This window comes from Paraburkholderia sp. PREW-6R (genome assembly GCF_039621805.1).
Classification (GTDB): Bacteria; Pseudomonadota; Gammaproteobacteria; order Burkholderiales; family Burkholderiaceae; genus Paraburkholderia.
This window is the reverse complement of sequence record NZ_CP155074.1, coordinates 1,347,883-1,373,795: the sequence shown is the minus strand read 5'-3', so window position 1 is coordinate 1,373,795 and position 25,913 is coordinate 1,347,883. Positions and strand designations below refer to the sequence as shown.

Genomic DNA, 25,913 nt, shown 5'->3' with positions numbered 1-25,913 from the left:
TCGAGTAGGTGAATCAGGGTTGTGATTGTATCGATGTATTTTTAAGTGATCGAAAGATTGCTTTGGAATACGGCGCAACACGAATACTCAACCTGTAGCGAGTGGGTCGGAAGACGCACCCGTTATAGGGTCAAGCGAACAAGTGCATGTGGTGGATGCCTTGGCGATCACAGGCGATGAAGGACGCGGTAGCCTGCGAAAAGCTACGGGGAGCTGGCAAACGAGCTTTGATCCGTAGATGTCCGAATGGGGAAACCCGGCCCGAATGGGTCATCCGTAACTGAATACATAGGTTACGCGAAGCGAACGCGGCGAACTGAAACATCTAAGTAGCCGCAGGAAAAGAAATCAACCGAGATTCCCAGAGTAGTGGCGAGCGAAATGGGAGCAGCCTGTACTCTTTATCTTCATTGTTAGTCGAACGCTCTGGAAAGTGCGGCCATAGCAGGTGATAGCCCTGTAGACGAAAACAGCGAGGAAGAACTGGGTGTACGAGAAGTAGGGCGGGACACGTGAAATCCTGTCTGAAGATGGGGGGACCATCCTCCAAGGCTAAATACTCGTGATCGACCGATAGTGAACCAGTACCGTGAGGGAAAGGCGAAAAGAACCCCGGGAGGGGAGTGAAACAGATCCTGAAACCGCATGCATACAAACAGTCGGAGCCTTCGCAAGGGGGTGACGGCGTACCTTTTGTATAATGGGTCAGCGACTTACATTCAGTGGCAAGCTTAACCGATTAGGGCAGGCGTAGCGAAAGCGAGTCCGAACAGGGCGATTTCAGTCGCTGGGTGTAGACCCGAAACCAGGTGATCTATCCATGGCCAGGATGAAGGTGCGGTAACACGTACTGGAGGTCCGAACCCACTAACGTTGAAAAGTTAGGGGATGAGCTGTGGATAGGGGTGAAAGGCTAAACAAACCTGGAAATAGCTGGTTCTCTCCGAAAACTATTTAGGTAGTGCCTCGTGTATCACCTTCGGGGGTAGAGCACTGTCATGGTTGTGGGGTCCATTGCGGATTACTACGCCATAGCAAACTCCGAATACCGAAGAGTGCAATCACGGGAGACAGACATCGGGTGCTAACGTCCGGTGTCAAGAGGGAAACAACCCAGACCGCCAGCTAAGGTCCCCAAATATTGCTAAGTGGGAAACGAAGTGGGAAGGCTAAAACAGTCAGGAGGTTGGCTTAGAAGCAGCCATCCTTTAAAGAAAGCGTAATAGCTCACTGATCGAGTCGTCCTGCGCGGAAGATGTAACGGGGCTAAGCAATATACCGAAGCTGCGGATGCATATTTATATGCATGGTAGGAGAGCGTTCCGTAAGCCTGCGAAGGTGCACTGGAAAGTGTGCTGGAGGTATCGGAAGTGCGAATGCTGACATGAGTAGCGATAAAGGGGGTGAAAAGCCCCCTCGCCGTAAGCCCAAGGTTTCCTACGCAACGTTCATCGGCGTAGGGTGAGTCGGCCCCTAAGGCGAGGCAGAAATGCGTAGCTGATGGGAAGCAGGTCAATATTCCTGCACCATTGTCAAATGCGATGGGGGGACGGATCGCGGAAGGTTGTCCGGGTGTTGGACGTCCCGGTCCTTGCATTGGAGAAGGCGCTTTGGCAAATCCGGGCGCGGAATTCAAGGGTGCGAGGCCATTCACTTCGGTGAAGAAGCAATCGGAAGTGGTTCCAGGAAAAGCCTCTAAGCTTCAGTTTGACAGTGACCGTACCGCAAACCGACACAGGTGGGCGAGATGAGTATTCTAAGGCGCTTGAGAGAACTCGGGAGAAGGAACTCGGCAAATTGGTACCGTAACTTCGGGATAAGGTACGCCCCTGTAGCTTGATGCCCCTGCGGGCAGAGGGTGAAGGGGTTGCAATAAACTGGTGGCTGCGACTGTTTAATAAAAACACAGCACTCTGCAAACACGAAAGTGGACGTATAGGGTGTGACGCCTGCCCGGTGCCGGAAGATTAAATGATGGGGTGCAAGCTCCTGATTGAAGTCCCGGTAAACGGCGGCCGTAACTATAACGGTCCTAAGGTAGCGAAATTCCTTGTCGGGTAAGTTCCGACCTGCACGAATGGCGTAACGATGGCCACACTGTCTCCTCCCGAGACTCAGCGAAGTTGAAGTGTTTGTGATGATGCAATCTCCCCGCGGCTAGACGGAAAGACCCCATGAACCTTTACTGTAGCTTTGCATTGGACTTTGAACCGGTCTGTGTAGGATAGGTGGGAGGCTTTGAAGCGTGAACGCCAGTTTGCGTGGAGCCAACCTTGAAATACCACCCTGATCTGTTTGAGGTTCTAACCTGGGTCCGTTATCCGGACCGGGGACAGTGCATGGTAGGCAGTTTGACTGGGGCGGTCTCCTCCCAAAGTGTAACGGAGGAGTACGAAGGTACGCTAGGTACGGTCGGAAATCGTGCTGATAGTGCAATGGCATAAGCGTGCTTGACTGTGAGACTGACAAGTCGAACAGGTGCGAAAGCAGGTCATAGTGATCCGGTGGTTCTGTATGGAAGGGCCATCGCTCAACGGATAAAAGGTACTCTGGGGATAACAGGCTGATACCGCCCAAGAGTTCATATCGACGGCGGTGTTTGGCACCTCGATGTCGGCTCATCTCATCCTGGGGCTGTAGCCGGTCCCAAGGGTATGGCTGTTCGCCATTTAAAGAGGTACGTGAGCTGGGTTTAAAACGTCGTGAGACAGTTTGGTCCCTATCTGCCGTGGGCGCTGGATATTTGAAGGGGGCTGCTCCTAGTACGAGAGGACCGGAGTGGACGAACCTCTGGTGTACCGGTTGTCACGCCAGTGGCATCGCCGGGTAGCTATGTTCGGAAGAGATAACCGCTGAAAGCATCTAAGCGGGAAACTCGCCTTAAGATGAGATATCCCCGGGGCTTCGAGCCCCTTGAAGGGTCGTTCAAGACCAGGACGTTGATAGGTCAGGTGTGGAAGCGCAGTAATGCGTTAAGCTAACTGATACTAATTGCCCGTAAGGCTTGATCCTATAACAGGTGTGTGACGGCCAGCCGTCAGTGCGCAAGCACTCATGGCAGGCCCACCCTGCGCCACGCGCAGGGTCTTGTGCAGACCACACACGGTTGAGATCAGTGTTGTGCCAGAAACAGCACAACCCAAAACTTCTCTGGTGAGCCTCACCAGACACTACTTCTTCCCCGATTGGTTGGGCTGTCCCCCACAGGACAGCGCAGCAACAAGTCATGCCTGATGACCATAGTGCGTCGGTCCCACCCCTTCCCATCCCGAACAGGACCGTGAAACGACGCCACGCCGATGATAGTGCGGATTACCCGTGTGAAAGTAGGTCATCGTCAGGCTCCCCAGCAGTGTCAGAAACCCCACCCCCAAAAGGTGGGGTTTCTGCGTTTACGGCGCGCACCAACCCGCGCCCGACAACGGCAGTACAACAGGCCCGGGCACAGGCGCAAAAGAGCGTCATCGGTCCTGAATCCGACGCGCCAGACCATCCGCCGTCACACCGGCACATGACCGCAGGCACACGGCCGGTAACGCCTTCCCCGCTGCAGACTTTACAAATCGCTACTCCGGTTCCCCGTCTCATCGACAGGCAACCCAGAACCCACCCCATCCAGTTGCGCGACTTCAGCAAGCAGCGCTTCATCGCGAGCAATCACCTTTGGCAGATGCGTGCGCAGAAACTCGACCCAAGTACGAGTCTTTGCATCGATGAACTTACGCGACGGATACAGCGCATAAACATTCGTCCTCTGCAGCGTATATTCCGGCAACACCCGCACCAGCGTTCCGTCACGCAAACCTGAAATCGCAGCGTAAAGCGGCACCATGCCGACGCCCATGCCTTCGCGAATCGCAACGATCAATGATTCCGCGATGTTCACCTGCACGGGCCCATTAACTTCCATCATTTCGCTGCCGTTCGGGCCTTCGAGCACCCACTCGTGCGGCGGAAACGCCGGCGTGTGCAGAATCAGGCACTCGTGATGTGCGAGGTCTGCGGGTCGTTGCGGTGCGCCGTGCGCGCGTACATAGGCCGGTGACGCACACAGAATGCTAAAAGTGGTCCCCAGCGGCAGTGACACAAGATCCGAGTTAGGCAACGTCGACGCACTGATCACGGCAACGTCCGCGCTGCCCTCGAACAGATCGGGCATGCGTTGCGACAACGTCAGCTCAACCGTCACCTCGGGATACAGCGCGCGATACCGCGAAATCGCCGGCAACACGTAGTGCTGGCCGATGCTCGCGAAGCTGTGCATCCGCAGTGCGCCGCTCGGCCGTTCGTGCGCGCAACTGGCTTCCTCTTCTGCGGTATCGACGTCGGCAAGTATCTGCTGACATCGCTTCAGGTAACGTTCGCCGGCGGTGGTCAGGGCAAGGCGCCGCGTCGACCGGTTCAGCAGACGCGTGCGCAGATGAGCTTCGAGTTCCGAGACTGCGCGCGACATCGCGCCAGTCGTCGAATTAAGCGACTGCGCTGCGGCTGTGAAGCTGCCCGCTTCCACCACGCGCACGAACACTCGCATATTTTGTAACGTATCCATCGAACCTTCTATTTCACGGCAGAAGCCATATTGTCCGCCTGTCCCGTGAGCCTATTGTTGTTCGTTCTGAAAGGGACGTTCCGAAGCCGCCCTCTTAATACGTGCATTGCCGGCTCCTACAATCGGCGCCTAGCTTGCCGGCATGCTCAGCGCGTGCCTGCAAATCCCTCGCGACCAACTGGAGCGCCAGGCTTTTCGATGAAACGCCGACATGCAATCAACCCCACGGCGGCATTCCGCCGCCCGTGGAGTGTCATGTTGCAGTCGCTCGGTCAGGTGCTGCGTGATTGGGCCAATACCGACGGCCTGACGTGGCTGCATCTGCTGAAAACCGTGACCGCCGGTCTGCTCGCGCTCGGTATTGCAATGCTGCTGGACTTGCCGCAACCGCGCGTTGCCATGACTACCGTGTTCGTGCTGATGCAGCCGTTCAGCGGGATGGTACTCGCGAAAAGTTTCTACCGGATTCTGGGCACTGCAATCGGCATGGTCGCCGCGCTGGCGCTCGGCGCGGTTTTTCCCCAGCAGCCCGAGCTGTACATGCTCGGGCTGGTCGTGTGGGTCAGCACCTGTATCGGTGCGGCGGTTCGCTACCGGCATTTCAGATGGTACGGGTTCGTGCTGGCGGGTTACACCGCCGCGCTGATCGGCATCCCAAACGTGACGACGCCGCACGACCTGTTTCTCGCGGCGCTCACGCGCGCGGCGGAAGTGGCGGTGGGTATCGTCTGTTCGAGCGCTGTCAGCGCGCTGATCATTCCGCAGCGTTCCAGCCTCGCACTGCGTCGCGTGCTGCAAGTCAGGTTCATGAATTTTACTGCGTTCGCCGCGGACGTGTTGAGCCGGGGCATCGAACGAGGGCAGTTCGAACGACGTTTTGCGGACCTCGTCGATGAGATTGTCGGTTTCGAGGCGACGCGCACTTTCGCGGCCTTCGAGGACCCGGCAATGCGTTCGCAGAGCCGCCACCTCGGCCGCCTGAACGGCGAGTTCATGGATGCGTGCGCTCGTCTGCATGCTTTGCACCAGCTGCTTAAACGTCTGCGAGCGAACGGTTGCACGCCTGTGCTAAGCGCAATCCAGCCGTATTTAGACGAACTGTCGACGCTGCTGTCTTCGCACCCGAGTCAGAACGTGGACGCGCTTCGAATGGCTGCGCTTCTGCACCACGAAAAGACCAGATTGCCTGGACGTATACGCGAGACGAGGCGAGCGTTGGCAAGCGCGTCGTCGCAATTGCCTGCTGAAGCGCTCGCCGATTTCGACACGGCTGCCGAGTTGCTGTATCGCTTCATGGATGAATGGATCCGCTACTCGGAGAGCTATGCTTCACTCACTCCGCACACTCCTCAGACGCGCCGCAAACCGGTCCCCGACGCACACCCTGCACGCGAAGCGAGCCGATACGTTAGCAGGACGAACGGTTTCGTCGTCGCGTTCACTTTCATCCGTTCCGCTGCGGTCATGGCAATCGCCGCCTGGTTCTGGATTGAAACCGACTGGCCGAGTGGCGGTCTTGCGGTGATCGGCGCGGCCCTCGCGTGCGCACTCACATCCACCGCGCCGAATCCATCGAAGATGGCGGCGCAGATGGCCGTGGGCGCCGTACTCGCCACGATGACCGGCTATCTGTTCACGTGCTACGTCTACCCCAACATCGACGGATTTCCCTTGCTTTGCACGACGCTTGCGCCCGTGCTCGCACTGGGCGCGTTCATCGCGACTCGCAAAAAGGCGGCCGGTTACGGCATAGGCTTTTCCGTGTTCTTCTGTTTGCTGGCCGGCCCGGACAACGTCGTGGTCTACACGCCTGATCTGCTGATCAACAATGGCATTGCGCTGACGGCCTCCATGCTGCTGGCCGCACTTGTCTTCACTGTGTTGTTTCCGGCCGACATGCCGTGGCTCGTGAACAGGATCATGGACGATTTGCGAGCACAGGTCGTGTCGGCATGCAAAGACGGATTGCCTGGCCTTAATCAGCGCTTCCAGTCGAGCACACACGATCTGACTTCACAGTTGCGCACGCTATTGACGCGCCGCTCGCACCGTCGACGGCATGCGTTGCGGTGGATGCTGGTGACGATCGAAGTCGGGCACGCGGTGATCGATCTACGCAACGAAACGGCGCGTGCCAGTTATGCGATGGCGCTTCATCCACACTGGCGCAGCGTTCTGCAATGCACCCTCGACGATCTCGCTCAACTCTTTGCGCGGTCGGATAAGCGCACGCTGGAACGCGCGCTGATATCGGTGCAATCGGCCAGCCGGACCGCGCAGGAGCTACTCGACATTGTTCACGCCGATCGCGAGCGGCGTCACGATCTGCAGCGCATTCTCAGTTGCCTGCACTTTATCCGCACGGCCTTGCTCGATAAAGATGCGCCATTCAAATCGCGCTGAGTGCGAACTATCGCGAGTGCCTTGGCGAGTTCAGTAAAACGATCCTTCCGTCATCTGGAAGAATCACTTCCGCGCCAGCACGTTTATCCGCGTCAAAGCGAGTCATATAGTTTGATCACTGCTTCGCAAATCCTCAATGGAACGCTCTGCGAGCATGCCCCACAAGACATTCCTTCGGGGCAAAACTGAAAGTGCTGGAGAACAAAATGAAAGTGTTGAAAATTGCCTTGCTTGGCTGCGCATTGTCTGCCGCCATTGCCGCGCCCGTTGCCTATGCGCAATCTGCGCCGTCCGCGACCTCGGACAATCAGGTGGCGCAAGCAAACACCGCGAGCTCGAACAACGTCGCCCGCCAGGGCCGCGCCGCGAATGCATCGGCTAACAAGACAGAAGAGTGCGTGGGTCCGGTGAGCTTCTGCAACATCTACTTTGGCAGCTGATTGCCGTAGTTGTTCGAGCGACGTAGCGCGAGGGACAACACCCACTAAGCCACACGTCGCGAAGCCGACGCCATGAACTTCCGCAACATGGTTGTGCCGTTTCTGGCGTGGTGAACACTTTTGGCCGAGGCGCTGCATGATCAGGACGCTACGGCTGATCCGACAGTCCGTAGCGGGCGAAGCACACACGGCACACGTGAATACCCGCAAGCCGGGCCAGTGAATCATGGAGAGACCCCGTTCATGTACGCAGATCGCATTCGTTGTGCCGCGCTGCGCGGCAAGATCACATCGGCCGCTGACGCGGCGCTTCTGATTGAGGACGGCATGCGCGTCGGCGCCAGCGGCTTCACACGCGCGGGCGATGCGAAAGCGGTTCCCGTCGCGCTCGCGGAACGGGTGCGTCAGCAGCGCAAGCCACTGCAAATCACGCTGATGACAGGCGCATCGCTCGGTCACGACGTGGACCGCGTGCTGACCGAGGCACACGTATTGGCGCGCCGCTTGCCGTTCCAGGTCGACAAGACCTTGCGCGACGCCATCAATCGCGGTGAGGTGATGTTCGTCGACCAACACCTGTCGGAGACGGTCGAAATGCTTCGGGCGAATCAGCTCGGCGAACTCGACATCGCGATTATCGAAGCCGTCGCGATCACCGAGACTGGCGGCATCGTGCCGACCACGTCCGTCGGCAATTCGGCGAGCTTTGCGATTCTTGCAGCGAAGGTCATCGTCGAAATCAATCTGGCACAGCCACTGGCGCTCGAAGGTCTGCACGACATCTGGATTCCGGGGCGCCGGCCGAACCGCGAACCGCTGCCGATCGTGCGTGCGCAGGACCGTGTCGGCACGCCGGCCATCATGATTCCCCCGGAAAAGATTGCGGCGATCGTGATCACGAACACGCCCGACAGCCCATCCACGGTCCTGGCCGCCGATGAGCACACGCAGCAGATCGCCGGTCATCTGATCGAGTTTTTCCAGCACGAAGTTTCGCGCGGGCGTATGCCGAAGCGCCTGCCGCCGTTGCAGGCCGGCATCGGCACGATTGCGAACGCGGTCCTCGCGGGCTTCGTCGATTCGCCGTTCGAGGCTTTCGAGATCTATTCGGAAGTGCTGCAGGATTCCACCTTCGATCTGCTGGATGCCGGCAAGGTGACGTTCGCGTCCGGCGCGTCGATTACGCTGTCAGCCGCGCGCCAGGCGCAGGTGTTCGGTGAACTCGAACGCTATCGGGATCGACTCGTGCTGCGTCCGCAGGAAGTGAGCAACCACCCGGAAGTCATTCGGCGGCTGGGTCTGATTGCGCTGAACACCGCGCTCGAGTTTGACATTTACGGCAACGTCAACTCAACACACGTGGGCGGCACGCATATGATGAACGGCATAGGCGGATCGGGCGACTTCGCGCGCAACGCGTCGTGCGCGGTCTTTGCAACCAAATCGATCGCGAAGGATGGACGCATTTCGAGCGTCGTGCCGATGGTGCCGCACTGCGATCACAACGAACACGACGTGGACGTTGTGGTCACCGAGCAGGGTCTTGCCGATCTGCGCGGACTCGCGCCGAGAGAGCGCGCGATGTTGATCATCGAACACTGTGCACATCCGTTGTATCGCGATCTGCTTCGTGACTACTATCGGGACGCATTGAAGGGCGGCGGACAAACGCCGCACCGGCTGGAGCAGGCTTTCGCGTGGCATTCGCGCCTGCGCGACACGGGTTCGATGTTGCCGTCTGTAGACGAGCTGGTGCCTGCCGGAACCGCAACATGTTGAAAACGTAATGGGGAAAACGGCGCCGACGGCTATGCCACCGGCGCCGGACAGATCACGTACGACGCTCACACACCTCGTCGAACGAGCCGGACAAGAAAAAGCAGAATGACCGCGCCGATCACCGCGGTGATGATCGAACCGATCCAGCCGCCACCCAGCGAGATATGCAGTACGCCGGCGAGCCAGCCGCCGATGAACGCACCGACGATCCCGACGATGATGTCGACGATCAGCCCGAAGCCGCCGCCCTTGACCAGCACGCCGGCCAGCCAGCCCGCGACCGCGCCGATGATGAGCCATGCAATGATGCCGTGTTCCATATTCGAGACTCCATAGTTGGACGTGAAAAATTCACGGTGACAGAGCTTAGTCGAAGGTGATGGCACAGTCCATATTCAGGACAGGGAATTAACATTGTCTGCATCTATTGCAGATCAAGTGTAGACCACAGGCGTGCGCACGGGGCGAGTCTCACGTTACATGTGCTGCATTTTTCGCGTGTTAGTTCGCTTCTGTCGTTGTCCAACTGACGCTGGACACGCGCTTTTCCCAGCTCACTTACCTTGGCCTAACTGGCCATGCGTTCGACCTTCGCCTGATTCTTCGGGTGCAATCGCAGTGTTGCCGTCACGCGAAAGTCGCAAGAATCGCCATCTGCATTTTCGCTTGTCGTACTCTGGAAAAAGAGCGGCGCGAAATACCGGCGTTGGAACCAGAGTCTCGTGACAGGAGGCGTGTGGTTGGACAGTTTAAGCCCGGTGCTTGACTGCGTCGGCCGTACGCCGCGAGCGACATGCCAGGGCAGTAAGAATAGGCAGGCGCGCGCTCGGAATATTCCACCAATCGATACGGACTCCGAATGTTGACCGTGCTCATCTCCGAAATCACACTGTCTGAGTACCTGACAGCGCATGAGCAGGGATGGACCGCTCACTTTGGCCGGTCGGCGCTCGTTGCCAGAGGCCGCTTGCGCGTTCTGCCTTGCATCGCGCCAGTTTTTGCGTCGGTGATTTGCCTGCTCGCCTGTGGTCGGCTCTCCGGAACGACCGGTCTGCCGCTGCTCAATCAATCAAGGAATGTATGAAAGCTAAAGCTCTTGGCCTCTTTGCTGGCGCATTGATCGCCGCTGCTCCGCTGGTGTCGGCTGCTGCTGGCTTGCCCGCCCCATTCGAGGCCAGCACGACGCTGCAGGCCGACGGTGTCGTGAAAGCCGTCGATCCCGCAAATCATTCGGTGACCGTGCTCGACGCGCAAGGCGGCGTGGCGTCGTTCACGATTACGGATCCCCATAACCTGGCGCAGATCCATCAAGGTGGGAAGGTCCACGTTCGCATGATGCGCTCCGCGATAATCAGCGTCACGCGCGGCGCAGACGGACAGGGCTCGCCGGTTCAGGCGGCGCCGGCCAATACGGTTCAGAACGTCAACGCGGTGGTCGAAGCGGTCGACCATGCTTCCGGTGTCATCGCTTTGAAAGGGCCGGACGGCTCGGTGTTCCATATTCAGAGCCGTGACCCTGTCCGCGTCGTGAACGTGGTGCCCGGAATGCAGGTCATGGTGGCGTTCGCACCGCAAGTTAATGTCGCGGTTGCACCGGCACAATAGTTTGCTGATGGCTTGTTGCACTCGGGTCTTCGTCTGAGGCCTTCGTCTTGGGCCTTCGCTTTGGGCCTTCGCTTTGCGCGTTTGCGACGAGTGCGCATCTGAAACCTGTTTTCAGGTGCCACAAGCGCCTGCATGTCGCGGCGTCAATCCGATTCGCCGGGAACGAGTCGCAAACGTGTAATTTCCGAGGGCGCGCCAAGACGCTTGGGCGGTCCCCAATAGCCGGTGCCGCGACTCGTATAGACCCACAGGCCGTTCAGACGCGCGAGGCCCGCTGTGAACGGTTGCTGGAACCGCACGAAGAAGTTCCACGGGAAAAACTGGCCGCCGTGCGTGTGACCTGAAAGTTGCAAAGTAAAGCCGGCCGCGGCAGCAGCCTCAGCCGAGCGCGGCTGGTGGGCGAGCAGCACCTTGATGAGCACGTCGCCGGGTGCGCCGGCAATGGCCGCCGCCGGGTCGCTGCGATGCAGCGGGTCGTGATGGCCCGCCGAGTAATCGGTCACGCCGGCAATCACGGCGCGCGCGCCATCATGGTCGACGATTACGTGCTCGTTGAGCAGCACGTTCAGACCGAGGCGCCGGAATTCATCGATCCACGCGTTGGCGCCGGCGTAATACTCATGGTTGCCTGTCACGAGGAACGCGCCATGGCGTGCGCTCAGACGCGACAGCGGTTGCGTGTGTTTCGTCAGTTGCGGCACGCTGCCGTCCACCACGTCGCCGGTGACTGCGATCAGATCGGGCTCTAAACGGTTTACCGCATCCACGATCGCGTCGACATAACGGCGCTTGATGGTCGGTCCAACATGAATATCGCTGATCTGAACGATCGTGAAGCCGTCGAGCGCTTCGGGCAGATCGTCGATGGGTACTTCGATGGTCCGAACGCGCGCCCGGCGTCGCGCATTGAACAGGCCGACAAGCGTCGACAGCAACGCAAGCAAAGGCACGGCCGCAGCGGTACCGGTCCGCCACTGCGCGATGGAGATCGTGTTCGGCCAGATGGCATCCACGGTGAGAAGCGACGCAAGAATGAGATCGCGCGCAAAGGTGAGGACGAGCAGCGACGAAAAGAAACCCATCGCCAGCAGGCCGACCCACGCGAGCCGGTCACCGAGCGGTTGCTTTTTGATCTGCCGCGCCAGCATGCCGAGCGGAATGACGAAAATCGATAACACGAGCCACAGTGCGCACAGCCATCGGCTGGTGGCGTTGACTGGCATGTCGGGAATCAGCCGCAGGCCGACATAGATATGCAACAGAATGCCAATCAGGATGATGCGGGTAAGAAACGATGAGCGGCGCATAGGCAGGATAGTGGCGGGAAGGGGGCCGGACGACTGACAGTCCGGCAGAGGCGGCGGTCAGTACAGGGTCACGCAGGCAGCGCCTCATTCTACCGGCATGTTCGGGGCCGTGCCGGTGGCGTCAAATTTACGTAGGCCACGTCGCGCCCGCGTCTGTCACACGGCCTGAGCCGCCCATATTGCGAAGCAGCATTGAGACGGATCGCGCTGTGTCCGAGCGGACGGCGCGCAGCCTACAGAACGCCACAACGGCACACGCAGCGAGGCAGGCAGCGTCGCCAGCAGCACCTTCCCTCGGCGGCAGGCACCCGATATTAAACGGCCTTTGAATTGCTCTCACAGTGAACTATTCTGAAGATGAACCGGCTTGCAACAGAGCGGTGACGGCTCAGCACCGGTTCGTCAAATCGCCAGCAGAGGGCGAGGCAGGAGGCACATCATGAAGCTGCTCAGATCGGGCCATCAGCTACGTCACGCGCATCATGCGCATCACGTCGGACACGAGGGCAGTCATGTGATGCTGCCGCTAGTCGTCATTTCGTTGATGGCGCTTTGCCTGTACTTCGGCGTGCGCGATATCGACTTCTCGGAACTGGGTAAAGACGCGCTGTTCGATGTCGTCATGGTGTGTGTCGCGCTTGGCATAGCGGGGCTGTTTGGCGTCGTCGGAGGGTGGGTGCGCTCGAGCACGGACGACGCCGGCGAAGGCTTCTGCTTCGTCGGCGCATTGATCGGCGCAGTGGTCTTCTACATTGCAGTCTTCAGTTAAAAGACCGGCAAGCGAGGCCGCACAGCCGGGCGCGCCGCGCATCAGACAATCCGCGCAGCTTCGTCGAACGAAAAGCGCGGGCTGCGTTCGAACAGCTTCGTGGCATCGCCATATCCGAGATTGACCAGAAAGTTCGTCTTGACCGTGGTGCCGGCGAAAAATGCTTCGTCGATTTTTGCAGCGTCGAAGCCGGACATCGGCCCCGTGTCGAGCCCAAGGGCGCGCGCCGCGAGAATCAGATAACCGCCTTGCAGCGTCGAGTTGCGAAACGCCGTGTCCGCGATCGCGCGGTCGTTGCCCGCGAACCAGCTGCGCGCGTCGGCATGCGGGAACAGCTTTGGCAAATGTTCGTAGAACGCCATATCCATCCCGACGATCACCGTAACCGGCGCAGCCATTGTCTTGTCCAGATTACCCGCCGACAGCGCCGGCCGCAGCTTTTCCCTCGCTTCCGGCGACTTGATGAACACGAAGCGTGCCGGGCTCGAATTGGCGGAGGTCGGGCCGAGCAGGGTCAGCGTGGTCAGTTGTTCGAGGACGGCGTCATCGACCGGTTTGGGTAGCCAGCCATTGTGCGTGCGTGCGTCGTGGAAAAGTTGGGCGAGTGCCTGATCGGAAAGAATCATGATGAGGTCCGTTGAAGGTCATCGAGTGGTTTGGGAAACGACGGCAGCGGGCGCGGACGATGAAAGCGCAGCCAGGCAAAGGAGCGTCGTCGCGCTTGCCGCCATAATAGCCAGAGTAGCTCGGCGCGCCGCGTTTTGCGTGCTCGATCGTAACAACGGCCAGGCTCCTGCCGGGCAGTGCGGACATCTCGCAACAGGCATTCTCATGACGGATCTTTTCGATAACCCGCCGACGCCCGACGTCGACTGGTATCCCGAATGGCTTTCACGCGCGCAGTCGGCGCAAGCGCTAGCCCGGCTGACGGACGAAGTCGCCTGGCGTCAGGACGTGATGGGCACGCCCGCCGGCCGCGTGCCATTGCCGCGCCTGACCGCCTGGCAGGGTGAGCCGGACGCGGTGTACGTCTATTCGGGCATTCGCAACGTGCCGCAGCCGTGGACGCCGGCCGTCGCCGAACTGAAGGCGGCGGCGGAAGCCACGTCGGGCGCGCGCTTTAACAGCGTGCTGATCAACCGATATCGCAGCGGCACGGACAGCATGGGCTGGCACGCCGATCGCGAACCCGAACTCGGCAAAGAGCCGGTGATTGCGTCAGTCAGCCTGGGTGTCGCGCGTACTTTCGATCTGCGGCACAACCGGACAGGCGTCGTGCAGTCTTATTCGCTGAAAGGCGGCAGCCTGCTCGTGATGAAGGGCGACACGCAGGCCGAGTGGCGTCATCGCGTGCCGAAGGAGCCGCGCGTGTCGGGCGAGCGGATCAACCTGACGTTTCGCTGGATTACGCCGCGCCCGGCGGGACGCTAACTCATCGGGCTTCGCTCAGACCGCTTCGAGCCGTCGGCGTGCCGTCGCCACGAGCCGTTCGAACGACAACGCGCTCGCAGGCAGCGCGGCCGTGTCGGGGAAATACTCGCGCGCGATGTCCGTGAGCACCTGGCCGGGCGGCGCTTCGATCAGCAGGCGCGCGCCCATCTCCTGCATGACGGTGAGCGCGTCGAACCAGCGCACCGTGTGGCGCATGTTGGTGGCGAGGTCGTCGCGGATCGCATCAGCGGTGTAAAGCGGCCGTCCGCCGCGATTGCCGACGTAGGTGCTGTGCGGCGCGTGAAACGGCACGTGCCGCGCGTACGCGAGCAGTTCATCCGTGGCCCGCGCGAGTAATTCGCAGTGCGACGGCACGCTGACCGCGAGGCGTGTCGCTTTGCGCGCGCCGCCGGCAAGCGCCCGCTCGATGAATGTGTCGAGCGCGGCGCTCGCACCGGCCATCACGATCTGACGCGGCGCATTCACATTGCCGATGTAGACCCGTTGCCCACTATCACGCGCATGCCGTGCCGCGAGCGTGTCGAGTTCATGCTCCGTCAGCCCCGACACCGCCGCGAGGCCGTAGCCCGACGGGTACGCGGACTCCATCAATTCGGCGCGCTTGCGAACCATCTTCAACGCGTCGTCGAAAGCAATCGCGCCGCTGCTTACCGCCGCCGGATAAGCGCCGACCGAAAGTCCCGCGCTCATTGCCGGCGTGAGTCCCTCCGCGGCGAGCGCGCGCGCAGTCGCGACGCCCGCCACCGTCAAGCCGATCTGCACCGCGACGGTGGAGCGCAGCGCGTCGGCTGTGTCGAGCGAGAGGACATCGGTATCGAGCACCGAGGACGCTTGCGCGAGCGTTTCGCGCACGGCTCGGTGTTCCGCGAGGCGATGCAGAAAGCCGTCGCTCTGCGCGCCCTGGCCGGGGAAGATAAGCGCCAGCATCATTGGGTCGCTGGTGCGGCGCTCGCCCACGGATCGGCGACGAGCTGGGGACCGCTTGCGTGCCGCGCCAGTACGCGCGGCCTCGCCGCGGCCCATTCGGCAAGCGCGACGCCGCCTGCGGGCGTTTCGAGCTGGGCGTCGATGCGAACGCCGGCTCGTCCGGCAACGGCCTCCAGCTGGTCGAGCAACGCGCGCGCCAAGTCGTGCGTGAGCGTACGAGGTGCGCGAATCAGCAGATCGAGGTCGCTCGATGCCGTCGCTGTCGCCACTCCCGTGGCCAGTTCGAAACCGGCGCTGCCAGCGGGTCCCCATGCGAGCCCGCGTAGCAAGTCGGGGGTGTGGCTACCTGCGGCAGCCAGTTCGGCAAGCGCGGCGAGCGCCACGAAAGCCGGCAGTGCGCCGCGATCGTCCCGTGGTGCGCGATGCGCAAGCGCTTCGGGCGGCACCGCCTCGTCGATATCGGCGATCCGTGACCACGTGCCGTAACGTTGCGAGCGAAGCTCACCGCGCACGCCGATCGCGACGAAGCCATCGGCGCTGAGCGCGCGGCGCACGACCGCATAGGGCGCACGCTCGAAAGCGCTGCGTACCCACGCCGGTTCGCCGTCGAATACAGCCAGTTCGCGCAGACGCAGCAAATCATGCGGCCGCCAGCGCGCCGATGACGCCTCCAACGCCGCCGACGCCTCCAACAGCACATCTTCAGCGGCAAACGGCGCGGTCGCGCACACGCGCATCACACGGCATCCCATTGTTCGGCGAGACGCCGCCGCACCTCGATCGACGCCGCACGATTCTTTTTTGCCGACTCCGATTCCAGTCGATGCGACAGGTCGCGCTTGCCTTCACGCGCGCTGCGAATCTGTTCAGCGAGCACCGCGCGCACGCGCTCCACTTGCGCGGCATCCGGCGCGTCGGCGTCGACGCTTTCGATCAGTTGATCGAGCAGCCCGAGCTTGGCGAAAGACGCCATCGTGTAAGACATCGGGACAATGGTTTCGCCGAGTTGATCGAGCGCCTCCACGGTACGGCGCGTGACGCGCGCCGCGGCTTCCTTGCCCATGGCATGGACCATGGTGCCGGGCGCGTCGAGCGCGACAATGCGGTTGGCCTGGTAGCCGTGCGCGAGAAACGCGCCGGACATGGCCGGACCCACGATCAGCGCGACGACCGGATGCTCGGCGTCGCGCGCTGTCGCATACGCATCGACTGCCGCCGCGCAGGCGAGGTGAATGCCGAGCATCTCCTCGCGGTAACCGTAAGCCTGGCTTTTCACGTCGACGATCGCCACGATCGGACGGCGCGTGCTTCGCTCCCGGTCCTCGCCGATCACGTCGCGCACCGCGCGCGCCAGCCGCCACCCCTGTTCAAGGCCGACGACGTTATCGGTCGCACGTGGAAAGCGGTTCTGCGGATCGGGCACGACCGCGATGAAATGCGCGGTCTCGCCATCGAGCGGCGCGTCGCCGCTGAACACCGGCGCGGGGCTCGACGACTGGCCGGCGAGCGCGTGAAACCACCGGGCGCCGCGGCTGAGCGCGCCCATATCCGAAGTGTCGTTCGAAGCGTTGTGCTGGGCGTCGCTCATGCTTTTTCCCCGGACACGTTGAACACGTCGCGCATGCTTTCTGGCGTGACGCTGGCGGGATCGATCCGCGCGAGGCGGTCGAGGAACAAGTCGACCTGCTCGCTGCGATGCGCGGCCGGCACGCCGCGCGCGAAGGCGGCGTGCACGGCGTCGCGCACCGATGCGGCGTCGTCTTCGACCAGCTGATCGGCAAGCGACGTGGCCGCGCGCTGTTCGCCGCCGATCAGTTGCCAGACGCGGCGGCGGTCGCTTGCGTCGAGCTCTTCGATGCCGGCTTCCTGTTCGATCACTTCGGGACCGTTCATGCCGAGGCGCCCCTGTTTCGTCACGACCAGATACGAACAGAGCGCGGCCGCGAGCGACATGCCGCCAAAGCAGCCGACCATTCCGGCAATCACGCCGACCACCGGCACGTACCGGCGCAGGGCGACGATCGCGGCCTGTATTTCGGCGATCACCGCGAGGCCGAGATTCGCTTCCTGAAGCCGCACGCCGCCGGTTTCGAACAGCACCACGGGGCGCACGATCCTGCCGCGTTCACAGTCGCGCAACGCCAGGTCCAGCGTGGCGGCGATCTTGCTGCCCGACACTTCGCCGATGCTGCCGCCCTGAAACGCGGACTCGATGGCGGCGACCACAGCCGGTTCGCCGCCGATCGTGCCGCGCGCGATCACACAGCCGTCGTCCGCCTGGCAGACGACCCCTTGCAGCGGCAGCCACGGCGATTCGATCTTGTCGAACGGGCCGAGCAGCTCGCGGAACGTGCCTCGGTCCAGCAGCGAGCGGGCGCGCTCACGCGCGGGCAACTCGATGAAGCTCTCGCGCAACATGGGCGCGGGACGTGTGCTCGCAACCGTATTCATGCGGCGTCTCCCTGTTCGGCGGCCTCGACGGCTTCCGCGAGACGCAACGCGACCACGCCGGGCGTCGCGCCGAAGTCGTTGATTTCGATCTGCGCGGCGCCGTCGTAGCGCGTGAAGAAGCGGTCGAGCACGCTCTTCCAGATGTGCCCGTAGCCATCGACGCTCGTGCGCACCACCACGTGTGCGGTGCGCGCGTGGGTGTCGTCAGCGGGAGACAGCAGCACTTCCAGATCGCCGGAGCCCACTACGCCGACGTGCGCGCGGGTCGTGACGGCGCGTTGCGCCGGGTAATCGAAGGTCAGATTTTCCATGTCGCTCAGCTCCTGTCGACCGGAGTGGCCGCCGCGCAGCGACTCCGGTTCCGTGCGAGAAAGGGGTGGCCGGCGTCGTGACTCGCCAGCTTGTCGAGAAAGAGGGTGGCAGCGAGCAGATCCGCAGCGCCGCCGGGCGATGCGTTGAGCGTCATCAGCGCATGTTCGAGTTTGGCCAGCGCGCGGCATCCTTCTGGCGTCGAACTGCCGCCTGCGTCGAGCACGCGTTGAGCGCCGTGCTGCCCCGCATGCAGGCCGGGCAAGCCGGCGCGGTGCAGCAGGCAGGTGTCCTCCAGCGACGCCATGATGGCGAGCAGCGCGTCGACGCGCGCCGCATCTTCGCCGACGCCGCGCCGGCGCGCCGCGCGCAACGCCGGCAGGCCCACGTCGATCACGTGTGGAAAACCATCCTGCGCTTCCTGTCTTGCGCCGCCGACCTGGTAACGCCGGCGGGCGCGCTCGCCGTGGCTGTCGGACGGCGCAGCGAAGCGATCGGGGAAGCAGGCGATCCGTGCGGCACGCGCGCAGAGTGCCGACGCGCACGGAGGATCGAATAATGGGCCGCCTCGTGATGCATCGGTGGCCTCGAGCGCGTTCGGCATCGCGGCGCTCGCCACCAGCAAGCCGACGATCCAGATTGCGCCGCGATGTGCATTGCTGCCGCCGGTGGCGGCCAGCATGTCGAGTTCGCCGGCGCGGCCGATCTGCGCCAGTTCGGTTCGCAGCAACGCGGACGGTTCGTCGTGCCGGCGCGCGGTACGCGCAAGCGCCGCGAAGGTCGGTTCGAGCGAGCGGGCCGAGCGCAGCATGATGGCGAGATCGAGGTCGCGATGCGCGCCGCTGCCGCGCCGGTCGACCAGCGCGGGCTTCGGCGTGAGCTGGGCTTCCTCGATCAGTGCGGTGATTGCCAGATTGGCGAGCTGCGAGTCGGAGAACGAGGGCGCGACGTAAGGGTGCGACGCTTCCTCACGCGCAAGCGAGGCGGCGGCCACCATTCACCAGCTCCTGAAGCGGGCCGGCGGTGCGTACAGGCCGCCCGACCACGTGACCAGGTCGTCGATGCTGCGTGCGGCCAGCAGCGAGCGCTTTGCTTCGCCGCGCCGGATGCCGAGATCTTCCGGATACGCGACGATGCCGCGCCGGCGCAATTCGTCCGTTTTTGCCGGCTTCGCGCGCAACCCGATCGGCGTGACGCCGGCCACGGCGGCGAGCGCGGCGCGGCGCTCGTCGATGCCTTCTGCCTTGTGCAGATAAGCAATGCCTTCTTCGGTGACCACGTGGCTCACGTCATCGCCGTAAATCATCACCGGCGCGATCGGCATGCCGCTCTTCGCGCCGACGGCGACCGCGTCGAGTTCGTCGACGAAAGTGGGCTCGCCGCCTTTCTTGTAGGTTTCCGCCATCTGCACGACCAGCTTGTGGCCGCGCGAAACCGGACCGGTGTCCTTCAGCAGCTTGAGCCAGGCTTCGCTCGAATGACGCCGGCCGCGCGGGTCGTGGCCCATGTTCGGCGCACCGCCGAAACCGGCAAGACGCCCGCGTGTGACAGTGGAGGAGTTCGCGTCCGCGTCGATCTGCAAGGTGGAACCGATGAACAGATCCACGCCATATTGCCCGGCCAGCTGGCACAGCACACGATTCGAGCGCAGGGTGCCGTCGTTGCCGGTGAAGAACACGTCGGGACGCGCTTCGATATACGGCTCCATGCCGACCTCGCTGCCGAAGCAATGAATGCTGTCGACCCAGCCGGACTCGATCGCGGGAATCATCGTGGGATGCGGATTGAGCGTCCAGTTGCGGCAGATCTTGCCCTTCAGCCCGAGCGATTCGCCATAGGTGGGCAGCAGCAGTTCGATCGCGGCGGTGTCGAACCCGATCCCGTGATTGAGCGACGTCACGCCATACGGCTCGTAGATGCCGCGAATCACCATCATCGCGGTCAGCACCTGCAGATCGCCGATATGGCGCGGATCGCGGGTGAAGAGCGGCTCGACTGCAAACGGCCGGTCCGCCTGCACGACGACATCGACCCACGAGCCGGGAATATCCACGCGGGGCAGTTCGTCCACGATCTCGTTGACCTGCACGATCACGATGCCATGCCGGAACGCCGCGGCTTCGGCGATGGTGGGCGTGTCCTCGGTATTCGGCCCGGTGTACAGGTTGCCGTGGCGGTCGGCCTTGTCCGCGCACAGCAGCGCGACGTGGGGCGTGAGGTCCACGAACATGCGCGCATACAGCTCGACATACGTATAGATCGCGCCGATTTCGAGCTGGCCGTCTTCGAGCAGTTGCGCGACCCGTAAACTTTGCGGACCGGCAAATGAAAAGTCCACCTTGTGCGCGATGCCGCGCTCGAACAGCGTCAGATGTTCAGGACGCCCAATGCTCGAAATGAGCAGATGCACGTCGTGAATCTTCTGCGGATCGACCTTGGCGAACGAGCGCGACAGGAAGTCCGCCTGCTTCTGGTTGTCGCCTTCGAGGGCGACGCGGTCGCCGGGACAAATGAGTGCTTCGAGCGCGTCGACGATACGGTTGGACGGCAGCACGCCGTCTTCGAGCCACGGGGCGATGGCCGCGAGGCGACGGTTTTTCTCGTCGCGACGCGTGGTCCATGAGCGGGCGATCGGTGACGTTTCGGCAGGTCGGTTCATCGGCTCAATCAGCTCCCGGTGATGGCGCGCCGGCGTCGGCCGCGCGGTTTCGGTTGATTCGCGAGCGCGGCTTCGGCCTGCGCGCGCTCGGTGAGGAAACGGTGCAGCAGGTCGCCCGTGCCGAGCAGATGCGCGACGACGAGCGCCTGCGCGGCGGGAATATCGCGGCGCTCGACGGCATCGAGCAGCGCGCTATGTTCATTGTCGGACGCGCCCTTGTACGACGGCAAGCCGAACTTCAACCGTAAATAGCGTTCCCCGCGCAAATGCAGCGTGCCGATCATGTCTTCGAGTTGTGCGCGGGCCGCGGGCGCATACAGACTCATATGAAATGCGACATTGCGCGCAACATACAGCGACGGGTCCGACTCCTTCTCGGCCGCGCGGCACAAGCGCGCGGACTCGCGCAGCGTGGCGGTGGTGTGATTCGGAATGGCGAGGCCAATGGCGAGACTTTCGAGCGCGGAGCGGATCTCGTAGATTTCGCGCGCTTCATCCGCCGACAGCGGCGCGACCGTCGCGCCTTTATGCACGGCGGCTTTTGCCCAGCCTTCGGTTTCAAGCTGGCGCAGCGCTTCGCGCACGGGAATGGCGCTCACCGAGAAATGCCGCGCAATGGCGTCCTGACGCAACGGCGCACCCGGCGCCAGGGTGCCGTCCACAATCGCCTCGCGCAGCGCCTCCGCGATCACGCGGGACGTGCTCTCACGCGGCGCGGCAGCGGGCAGCAGCGCGTTGCGGGCCGGGGCGTCCAGGGGAAAACCATCTATTGCATCGCTCATAAGTTCAAATATTATATATAAAACGATGCATATTAAAACCCGCGGCGCCGGAATTTTTCATAGCGTCACTTCAGGGTTGCACCGCATGCGCGCGGTGAGCGCGTCAAGAACAACAGGCGGATGCACGCGCTGATTCGGCGTCCGTTCAAGAATATCCATGCGTACACCCGTACGCCAACCGTAGGGTCGGAGGAGCATGATGGATTCACTCACAGACCGCACGCCGGTCGCGCGGCATCGCACGCCGCTCAATCGTTCGCAAATTGCAGGTTTCTGGGGCGCATGGGCAGGGTGGACGCTCGACGGGATGGACTCGTTCATCTACGCGCTCGTGCTGACGCCGGCCCTCACCGAACTGCTGCCGCGCTCGGGCTATGCCGCGACGCCGGCCAACGTCGGCCTCGCCGGCTCGATCCTGTTCGCGCTGTTTCTGGTGGGCTGGGGATTGTCGTTCATCTGGGGACCGCTTGCGGACCGTTTCGGGCGCACCAAAGTGCTGGCCGCCACCATCTTCACGTTCGCGATCTTCACGGGTCTTTCGGCAACCTCGCATAACGTGTGGGAGCTGGCCATCTATCGCTTCATTGCCGGCGTCGGCATTGGCGGCGAGTGGGCGCTCGCCGGCACCTACGTCGCGGAAGCGTGGCCGGAAGATCGTCGCAAGATGGGAGCGGGTTATCTGCAGACGGGTTACTACGCGGGATTTTTCCTCGCCGCTGCGCTGAATTACACGATCGGCGTGCATTACGGCTGGCGCGCCATGTTCCTCACCGGCGCGGTGCCGGTGGTGGTCGCGATCCTCGTGCTGCTGCGTGTGAAGGAGTCCGAAAAGTGGGAGAAGGCGGAGGCGCGCGCCGTGCGCGCCAAACCGCTGCGCGAAATCATGGGGCCGGCGTATCGGCAGCGCACGTGGGTTGCGTGCATTCTGCTCACGATCGCGATCATTGGGTTGTGGGCCGGCGCGGTCTACGAACCGAGCGCCGTGATCCAGCTTGCGACCAAGGCGGGCATGGCGAAGAACGACGCGATCAGAACGGCTTCGCTCGCGACCGGGCTGCTGTCAATCGCGACGATTCTCGGCTGTCTCGCGTTGCCGCCGCTCGCTGAAAAAATCGGCCGGAAGAAAACGCTGGCGATTTATTTCCTTGGCATGGCCATCGCGATCGTCGGCAGTTTTGGCTGGGCGTTCTATTTGCCGAATGGACTTGGGCCGTTCATCGCATGGCTTTTCGTGCTCGGCTTTTTCGGCGGAAATTTCGCACTCTTCAGCTTGTGGCTGCCGGAGCAATTCGAGACGCGTGTGAGGGCGACGGCGTTTGCATTCTGCACGTCGTTCGGGCGCTTCGTCGGCGCGGGCGTGAACTTCCTGCTGGGCGCGGCGGTGCTGCACATGCATACGCTCGGCATACCCGTTGCGCTGACGGCGCTCGCGTTCGTGGTCGGCCTGTTCGTGATTCCTTTTGCGCCAGAGACGAAGGGCGAAGTATTGCCGCAGTGAACGTTGGCCGTTCGGACGAGTGGCACGCGGCTTCCCGAACGCGCATGCTTTCGTTGAATTGGGCGGCGAATTCTGTCGACAGACGGGGTTGGCGTATTTGTACAGCTATCGGTACAATGATTGCCGGCCCCCGCGTGTGCCTGCCTGTGTCTGAATGTGCTGAGTTCGAGTCAGCCGATCGCCGTAGCGGTCGCGTTGGCGACTCGGGCGCAAGGCACCTGCGTGGCGACGAATCACCCCCAATTTTTACAGGAGCGACTGGAGGGCAACCTTCATGTCGGGATAACGAATGAACGTCCTTACTTACAGCGAGGCGCGTGCCGGCTTTAAGCAAGCGATGGACGACGTCTGCCGCGATCACACTCCCATGCTGATCACGAGGCAAGGTGGCGAGAACGTAGTGATGGTGTCTCTCGAAGACTTCAACGCGATGCAGGAGACCTTGTATCTGCTGAGTTCATCGAAGAATGCCCAGCGACTCGCCCGTTCCATCGCGCAGTTGAATGCCGGCGGTGCGACCGCGCGCGAACTGCTGACCGATGAACCGACAAAGAAGCCGCAACGAGGAGGCCGCAAAGGCTGACAGCATTTTTATGTTCACCGACGAAGCGTGGGACGACTATCTGTACTGGCAAGCCAGTGATCGCAAGGTCGTCCGCAAGATCAATGCGTTGCTCGACGAGTGTCGGCGAGATCCTTTTCGAGGTACGGGGAAACCGGAGCCGCTGGTCGGCAGTCTGAGCGGCTTCTGGTCGCGCCGACTCACACATGCGGACCGGCTCGTGTATCTGCCGCGAGACGGCAAGGTCTTTGTGGTGGCCTGCCGTTTTCATTACGGCGACTAGCTGCCAGCTATTGCCTGTTGCCTGTTGCCTGTTGCCTGTTGTGCGTTGCGCGTTGCGCGTTCAAAACCATTGCGGCTTACGCGAAGGCGAAAAAACTTCACTCGGCTTGCCTTCTCCGCACGCCTCGCCGCAACAACGAAAAGAGCGGCCAGCCGAGATTTACGCCAAGACTCGCGGCAACGATCAGCGCCATTCCCGCAAGCTGGGACACCGACAGCGCCCGTCCATACACGATCGCGTCCACCGCGATCGCAGTCAGCGGATAAACGAACAGCAGCACGGCGATGATCGGCGTCGTCAACCTGGGCAGCGCGCCATAAATCAGCACGTAGGAGAGCCCCGTGTGGAACACCCCCATGCCGATGAGCCAGAACCACTGCATCGGTCCGATATGCACAGCGGTAAGCGGCGCGATGAACGGCAGGCATACCACGCCGACTGCGCATTGCACGAGCGTCAGCAGATGGGGACGTAAGCTGCCGAGGCCTTTGGCAATCAACGTCACGCTCGCATAGAGCACCGAACCCGCCAATGCTTCGCCAATTCCGATCAGGTAGCTCGTGTGACCTTGCAGATTCGCCGTCGCCGCGATGCCCGACGCGAGCACGAGTCCGACGAACGCCGTCGCGATCCAGCCGAGCCGGTCCGCGCCGAGCCGTTCGTTAAAGAGCGCCGCGCCGATCAGCACGACCCAGAACGGCTGCACGTGAAACACCACGGTCGCCACCGCAATGCTGGTGCGGTGAATCGCGTCGAAGAAGCCGACCCACTGCGTGACCATCAGCACGCCCGACACCAGCGCCAGCGCGACGGTGCGTCGCGTGAAATGCGTGCGGGTGAAAAACCCTTTCCACCAGCAATACGCCGCGAGCGACAGAAAGCCGAACAGGCAGCGGAAAAACACCATCGTCAGCGCGCCGAGCCGTGCTTCTTCCACGAAGATGCCCATGGTGCCCATCAACAGCCCGCCGCAGGCCAGCGTTATCGCGCCCTGTTGACGCTGCGAGAGGGAAAGAGGGGACATGCGAACAAGCTCCGGAACGTAACCGGCGCAGTATTGCGCGGCTTGCACGGCATCGGCAAACGAATTAAATTGAGCAATTCCATCAGCCGGATTGATAAATCATGCACCCGGAGTTCGACGTCGATTTGCTGCGCACGTTTGTCGCCGTGGTCGAGACGGGCAGCTTCACCAAGGCTTCGACCGCCGTGCACCGCTCACAGGCGGCGGTCAGCATGCAGATCAAGCGGCTCGAAACCATGCTCGGCGCCACGCTCTTCACCCGCACCACGCGCAGTCTGTCGCTAACGCGGCCGGGCAATACGCTGCTCGAATACGCGCGGCGCGTGATTGCGCTGCACGAGGAGGCGTGGTCGGCGATCGTGCGCCCGGAGGTGAGCGGGCGAGTCGTGCTCGGCGCGCCGGACGATTACGTGTCGTCGTTGTTGTCGCCCGTGTTGAGGCGCTTTTCGCACCTGTACCCGCATGTGGAGATCGAGATCGTCTGCGCGCAGAGCACGTCGCTCGCGCCAATGCTCGCGGATAACAGGATCGATCTCGCTTTCGTCACGCGCGACCGCAAGCTGCGCGGCGAGTTCGTACGCAGCGAGCCGATGGTGTGGGTTGGCGCGTCGACGGATACGCCGGTGCTGGCGGCCTCGCCATTGCCGGTGGGACTGTACGAGCCGGGTTGCGTCGCACGGCAGCACACGCTGGCCGCGCTCGACGGCGCGCGCCTGCGTTATCGCGCCGCGTTCAGCAGCGCGAGCCTGATGGGTCTGGTGGCAACGGTGGATGCGGGCTTGTCGGTGGTCGCGCTCACGCGTTGCAGTGTGCCGTCGCGGCTTGCCATTCTCGGCGAGGCGCAAGGTCTGCCGAAGATCGAGCCGCTGGAGATCGTCGTGGCGCGCAGCGCCAAGTCAGACCGGCCGACCTGCGACTACCTGGCCGCGCAGATGGTGCAGGACCTGTCGCTTCGCGCGCCAGCACCGGCGGCGCGCGGATAGGGTGTCACGTTGCCGTGCAGCGTGGCGTGCTTTCCGTGCTTGCGCGGAGGGTCACGCGCTTGGGGCACCTGCCCGCTGAGGCAGTCGTCCGCTTGTTTCCGCGTTTCTTTCGCACTCTTCTTTTCCACTCG

24 protein-coding genes and 2 rRNA genes are annotated in these 25,913 nt (G+C 62.3%); 13 read left to right on the top strand and 13 right to left on the bottom strand.

The genetic code is table 11. The features are described 5' to 3' along the window. Positions 1 to 128: 128 nt before the first annotated feature. A 23S ribosomal RNA gene (locus AAGS40_RS21270) occupies positions 129 to 3,012 on the top strand. Between the two features lie 217 nt (positions 3,013 to 3,229). Further along, positions 3,230 to 3,343 (top strand): 5S ribosomal RNA (gene rrf, locus AAGS40_RS21265). A 213-nt stretch (positions 3,344 to 3,556) separates the two neighbouring features. On the opposite strand, the gene AAGS40_RS21260 is transcribed toward rrf, so the two are convergent. Continuing rightward, positions 3,557 to 4,549, bottom strand: coding sequence for a LysR family transcriptional regulator (locus tag AAGS40_RS21260; RefSeq protein WP_345814771.1), 993 nt, complete (start codon positions 4,547 to 4,549; stop codon positions 3,557 to 3,559). Positions 4,550 to 4,747: 198 nt separating this feature from the next. Between AAGS40_RS21260 and AAGS40_RS21255 the strand changes: the two genes are divergently transcribed. From AAGS40_RS21255 to AAGS40_RS21245, 3 genes are all read left to right on the top strand, one after another. Beyond that, entirely contained in the window at positions 4,748 to 6,952 is a 2,205-nt protein-coding gene (locus AAGS40_RS21255; RefSeq protein ID WP_345814770.1) for an FUSC family protein, read from the top strand. A 206-nt stretch (positions 6,953 to 7,158) separates the two neighbouring features. Beyond that, positions 7,159 to 7,392, top strand: coding sequence for a hypothetical protein (locus AAGS40_RS21250; protein WP_345814769.1), 234 nt, complete (start codon positions 7,159 to 7,161; stop codon positions 7,390 to 7,392). 243 nt (positions 7,393 to 7,635) lie between these two features. Then, on the top strand, positions 7,636 to 9,171 hold the full coding sequence (locus tag AAGS40_RS21245) for an acetyl-CoA hydrolase/transferase family protein (RefSeq protein ID WP_345814768.1): 1,536 nt from the start codon (positions 7,636 to 7,638) through the stop codon (positions 9,169 to 9,171). 65 nt (positions 9,172 to 9,236) lie between these two features. Here the strand turns inward: AAGS40_RS21245 and AAGS40_RS21240 are convergent, their stop codons facing one another. After that, on the bottom strand, positions 9,237 to 9,491 hold the full coding sequence (locus AAGS40_RS21240) for a GlsB/YeaQ/YmgE family stress response membrane protein (RefSeq protein ID WP_345814767.1): 255 nt from the start codon (positions 9,489 to 9,491) through the stop codon (positions 9,237 to 9,239). 539 nt (positions 9,492 to 10,030) lie between these two features. On the opposite strand from AAGS40_RS21240, the gene AAGS40_RS21235 reads away from it, so the two are divergent. Together AAGS40_RS21235 and AAGS40_RS21230 are read left to right on the top strand one after the other, a co-directional pair. After that, positions 10,031 to 10,255 (top strand): hypothetical protein, encoded by a 225-nt coding sequence (locus tag AAGS40_RS21235; protein WP_345816635.1) that lies wholly within the window; start codon positions 10,031 to 10,033, stop codon positions 10,253 to 10,255. Then, complete coding sequence (locus AAGS40_RS21230; RefSeq protein WP_345814766.1) at positions 10,252 to 10,776, top strand: hypothetical protein; 525 nt, start codon at positions 10,252 to 10,254, stop codon at positions 10,774 to 10,776. Before AAGS40_RS21235 ends, AAGS40_RS21230 begins: the two co-directional genes overlap by 4 nt. A 143-nt stretch (positions 10,777 to 10,919) precedes the next feature. On the opposite strand, the gene AAGS40_RS21225 is transcribed toward AAGS40_RS21230, so the two are convergent. Continuing rightward, positions 10,920 to 12,083, bottom strand: a complete 1,164-nt coding sequence (locus AAGS40_RS21225) for a metallophosphoesterase (protein ID WP_345814765.1) — start codon at positions 12,081 to 12,083, stop codon at positions 10,920 to 10,922. A 439-nt stretch (positions 12,084 to 12,522) separates the two neighbouring features. Between AAGS40_RS21225 and AAGS40_RS21220 the strand changes: the two genes are divergently transcribed. Continuing rightward, a complete protein-coding gene (locus AAGS40_RS21220) occupies positions 12,523 to 12,852 on the top strand; it encodes a hypothetical protein (protein WP_345814764.1) in 330 nt (109 codons plus the stop codon). A 41-nt stretch (positions 12,853 to 12,893) separates the two neighbouring features. Here the strand turns inward: AAGS40_RS21220 and AAGS40_RS21215 are convergent, their stop codons facing one another. Beyond that, the gene (locus tag AAGS40_RS21215) at positions 12,894 to 13,478 is read right to left on the bottom strand and encodes a malonic semialdehyde reductase (protein WP_345814763.1); all 585 of its coding nucleotides are present in this window, start codon (positions 13,476 to 13,478) and stop codon (positions 12,894 to 12,896) included. A 205-nt stretch (positions 13,479 to 13,683) separates the two neighbouring features. Here AAGS40_RS21215 and AAGS40_RS21210 point away from each other — a divergent pair, with 205 nt between their 5' ends. After that, complete coding sequence (locus AAGS40_RS21210) at positions 13,684 to 14,283, top strand: alpha-ketoglutarate-dependent dioxygenase AlkB (protein WP_345814762.1); 600 nt, start codon at positions 13,684 to 13,686, stop codon at positions 14,281 to 14,283. Positions 14,284 to 14,298: 15 nt separating this feature from the next. Here the strand turns inward: AAGS40_RS21210 and mdcH are convergent, their stop codons facing one another. From mdcH to AAGS40_RS21170, 8 genes are read right to left on the bottom strand one after another with little or no spacing between them, the layout of a single operon-like run. Next, positions 14,299 to 15,231, bottom strand: coding sequence for a malonate decarboxylase subunit epsilon (gene mdcH, locus AAGS40_RS21205; protein ID WP_345816537.1), 933 nt, complete (start codon positions 15,229 to 15,231; stop codon positions 14,299 to 14,301). After that, complete coding sequence (locus tag AAGS40_RS21200) at positions 15,231 to 15,968, bottom strand: malonate decarboxylase holo-ACP synthase (protein ID WP_345816536.1); 738 nt, start codon at positions 15,966 to 15,968, stop codon at positions 15,231 to 15,233. The genes mdcH and AAGS40_RS21200 overlap by 1 nt, the downstream gene beginning before the upstream one ends. Next, positions 15,968 to 16,819 (bottom strand): biotin-independent malonate decarboxylase subunit gamma, encoded by an 852-nt coding sequence (mdcE, locus tag AAGS40_RS21195; RefSeq protein WP_345814761.1) that lies wholly within the window; start codon positions 16,817 to 16,819, stop codon positions 15,968 to 15,970. Before mdcE ends, AAGS40_RS21200 begins: the two co-directional genes overlap by 1 nt. Then, on the bottom strand, positions 16,816 to 17,682 hold the full coding sequence (locus AAGS40_RS21190; RefSeq protein ID WP_345814760.1) for a biotin-independent malonate decarboxylase subunit beta: 867 nt from the start codon (positions 17,680 to 17,682) through the stop codon (positions 16,816 to 16,818). The genes mdcE and AAGS40_RS21190 overlap by 4 nt, the downstream gene beginning before the upstream one ends. Then, positions 17,679 to 17,993: a malonate decarboxylase subunit delta gene (locus AAGS40_RS21185; protein ID WP_345814759.1), complete on the bottom strand. Its 315-nt coding sequence runs from the start codon at positions 17,991 to 17,993 to the stop codon at positions 17,679 to 17,681. Before AAGS40_RS21185 ends, AAGS40_RS21190 begins: the two co-directional genes overlap by 4 nt. Before the next feature lie 5 nt (positions 17,994 to 17,998). Continuing rightward, complete coding sequence (locus tag AAGS40_RS21180; RefSeq protein WP_345814758.1) at positions 17,999 to 18,988, bottom strand: triphosphoribosyl-dephospho-CoA synthase; 990 nt, start codon at positions 18,986 to 18,988, stop codon at positions 17,999 to 18,001. Further along, entirely contained in the window at positions 18,989 to 20,650 is a 1,662-nt protein-coding gene (gene mdcA / locus AAGS40_RS21175; RefSeq protein ID WP_345814757.1) for a malonate decarboxylase subunit alpha, read from the bottom strand. Between the two features lie 8 nt (positions 20,651 to 20,658). Continuing rightward, positions 20,659 to 21,432, bottom strand: a complete 774-nt coding sequence (locus tag AAGS40_RS21170) for a GntR family transcriptional regulator (RefSeq protein ID WP_345814756.1) — start codon at positions 21,430 to 21,432, stop codon at positions 20,659 to 20,661. Between the two features lie 199 nt (positions 21,433 to 21,631). On the opposite strand from AAGS40_RS21170, the gene AAGS40_RS21165 reads away from it, so the two are divergent. The 3 genes from AAGS40_RS21165 to AAGS40_RS21155 all read left to right on the top strand — a co-directional run bounded on the left by AAGS40_RS21165 (position 21,632) and on the right by AAGS40_RS21155 (position 23,775). Then, complete coding sequence (locus AAGS40_RS21165; protein ID WP_345816535.1) at positions 21,632 to 22,930, top strand: MFS transporter; 1,299 nt, start codon at positions 21,632 to 21,634, stop codon at positions 22,928 to 22,930. A 289-nt stretch (positions 22,931 to 23,219) separates the two neighbouring features. Continuing rightward, positions 23,220 to 23,513, top strand: coding sequence for a type II toxin-antitoxin system prevent-host-death family antitoxin (locus AAGS40_RS21160; protein WP_345814755.1), 294 nt, complete (start codon positions 23,220 to 23,222; stop codon positions 23,511 to 23,513). A gap of 10 nt (positions 23,514 to 23,523) precedes the next feature. Further along, positions 23,524 to 23,775: a Txe/YoeB family addiction module toxin gene (locus AAGS40_RS21155; protein ID WP_345814754.1), complete on the top strand. Its 252-nt coding sequence runs from the start codon at positions 23,524 to 23,526 to the stop codon at positions 23,773 to 23,775. 97 nt (positions 23,776 to 23,872) lie between these two features. On the opposite strand, the gene AAGS40_RS21150 is transcribed toward AAGS40_RS21155, so the two are convergent. Beyond that, complete coding sequence (locus AAGS40_RS21150; RefSeq protein ID WP_345814752.1) at positions 23,873 to 24,799, bottom strand: DMT family transporter; 927 nt, start codon at positions 24,797 to 24,799, stop codon at positions 23,873 to 23,875. Between the two features lie 101 nt (positions 24,800 to 24,900). On the opposite strand from AAGS40_RS21150, the gene AAGS40_RS21145 reads away from it, so the two are divergent. Next, positions 24,901 to 25,782, top strand: a complete 882-nt coding sequence (locus tag AAGS40_RS21145; protein WP_345814751.1) for a LysR family transcriptional regulator — start codon at positions 24,901 to 24,903, stop codon at positions 25,780 to 25,782. Positions 25,783 to 25,913: the final 131 nt, after the last annotated feature.

Excerpts from the sequence above, each read along its gene's own strand:
- AAGS40_RS21220 (WP_345814764.1), top strand. The coding sequence starts at position 12,523 with ATGAAGCTGCTCAGATCGGGCCATCAGCTACGTCACGCGCATCATGCG.
- AAGS40_RS21190 (WP_345814760.1), bottom strand. The coding sequence starts at position 17,682 with ATGAATACGGTTGCGAGCACACGTCCCGCGCCCATGTTGCGCGAGAGC.
- AAGS40_RS21215 (WP_345814763.1), bottom strand. The coding sequence starts at position 13,478 with ATGATTCTTTCCGATCAGGCACTCGCCCAACTTTTCCACGACGCACGC.
- AAGS40_RS21155 (WP_345814754.1), top strand. The coding sequence starts at position 23,524 with ATGTTCACCGACGAAGCGTGGGACGACTATCTGTACTGGCAAGCCAGT.
- mdcE (WP_345814761.1), bottom strand. The coding sequence starts at position 16,819 with ATGAGCGACGCCCAGCACAACGCTTCGAACGACACTTCGGATATGGGC.
- AAGS40_RS21210 (WP_345814762.1), top strand. The coding sequence starts at position 13,684 with ATGACGGATCTTTTCGATAACCCGCCGACGCCCGACGTCGACTGGTAT.
- AAGS40_RS21235 (WP_345816635.1), top strand. The coding sequence starts at position 10,031 with ATGTTGACCGTGCTCATCTCCGAAATCACACTGTCTGAGTACCTGACA.
- AAGS40_RS21170 (WP_345814756.1), bottom strand. The coding sequence starts at position 21,432 with ATGAGCGATGCAATAGATGGTTTTCCCCTGGACGCCCCGGCCCGCAAC.
- AAGS40_RS21260 (WP_345814771.1), bottom strand. The coding sequence starts at position 4,549 with ATGGATACGTTACAAAATATGCGAGTGTTCGTGCGCGTGGTGGAAGCG.
- AAGS40_RS21160 (WP_345814755.1), top strand. The coding sequence starts at position 23,220 with ATGAACGTCCTTACTTACAGCGAGGCGCGTGCCGGCTTTAAGCAAGCG.
- AAGS40_RS21230 (WP_345814766.1), top strand. The coding sequence starts at position 10,252 with ATGAAAGCTAAAGCTCTTGGCCTCTTTGCTGGCGCATTGATCGCCGCT.
- mdcH (WP_345816537.1), bottom strand. The coding sequence starts at position 15,231 with ATGCTGGCGCTTATCTTCCCCGGCCAGGGCGCGCAGAGCGACGGCTTT.
- AAGS40_RS21225 (WP_345814765.1), bottom strand. The coding sequence starts at position 12,083 with ATGCGCCGCTCATCGTTTCTTACCCGCATCATCCTGATTGGCATTCTG.
- AAGS40_RS21145 (WP_345814751.1), top strand. The coding sequence starts at position 24,901 with ATGCACCCGGAGTTCGACGTCGATTTGCTGCGCACGTTTGTCGCCGTG.
- AAGS40_RS21165 (WP_345816535.1), top strand. The coding sequence starts at position 21,632 with ATGGATTCACTCACAGACCGCACGCCGGTCGCGCGGCATCGCACGCCG.
- AAGS40_RS21245 (WP_345814768.1), top strand. The coding sequence starts at position 7,636 with ATGTACGCAGATCGCATTCGTTGTGCCGCGCTGCGCGGCAAGATCACA.
- AAGS40_RS21150 (WP_345814752.1), bottom strand. The coding sequence starts at position 24,799 with ATGTCCCCTCTTTCCCTCTCGCAGCGTCAACAGGGCGCGATAACGCTG.
- AAGS40_RS21255 (WP_345814770.1), top strand. The coding sequence starts at position 4,748 with ATGAAACGCCGACATGCAATCAACCCCACGGCGGCATTCCGCCGCCCG.
- AAGS40_RS21240 (WP_345814767.1), bottom strand. The coding sequence starts at position 9,491 with ATGGAACACGGCATCATTGCATGGCTCATCATCGGCGCGGTCGCGGGC.
- AAGS40_RS21180 (WP_345814758.1), bottom strand. The coding sequence starts at position 18,988 with ATGGTGGCCGCCGCCTCGCTTGCGCGTGAGGAAGCGTCGCACCCTTAC.
- AAGS40_RS21250 (WP_345814769.1), top strand. The coding sequence starts at position 7,159 with ATGAAAGTGTTGAAAATTGCCTTGCTTGGCTGCGCATTGTCTGCCGCC.
- AAGS40_RS21200 (WP_345816536.1), bottom strand. The coding sequence starts at position 15,968 with ATGCGCGTGTGCGCGACCGCGCCGTTTGCCGCTGAAGATGTGCTGTTG.
- mdcA (WP_345814757.1), bottom strand. The coding sequence starts at position 20,650 with ATGAACCGACCTGCCGAAACGTCACCGATCGCCCGCTCATGGACCACG.
- AAGS40_RS21185 (WP_345814759.1), bottom strand. The coding sequence starts at position 17,993 with ATGGAAAATCTGACCTTCGATTACCCGGCGCAACGCGCCGTCACGACC.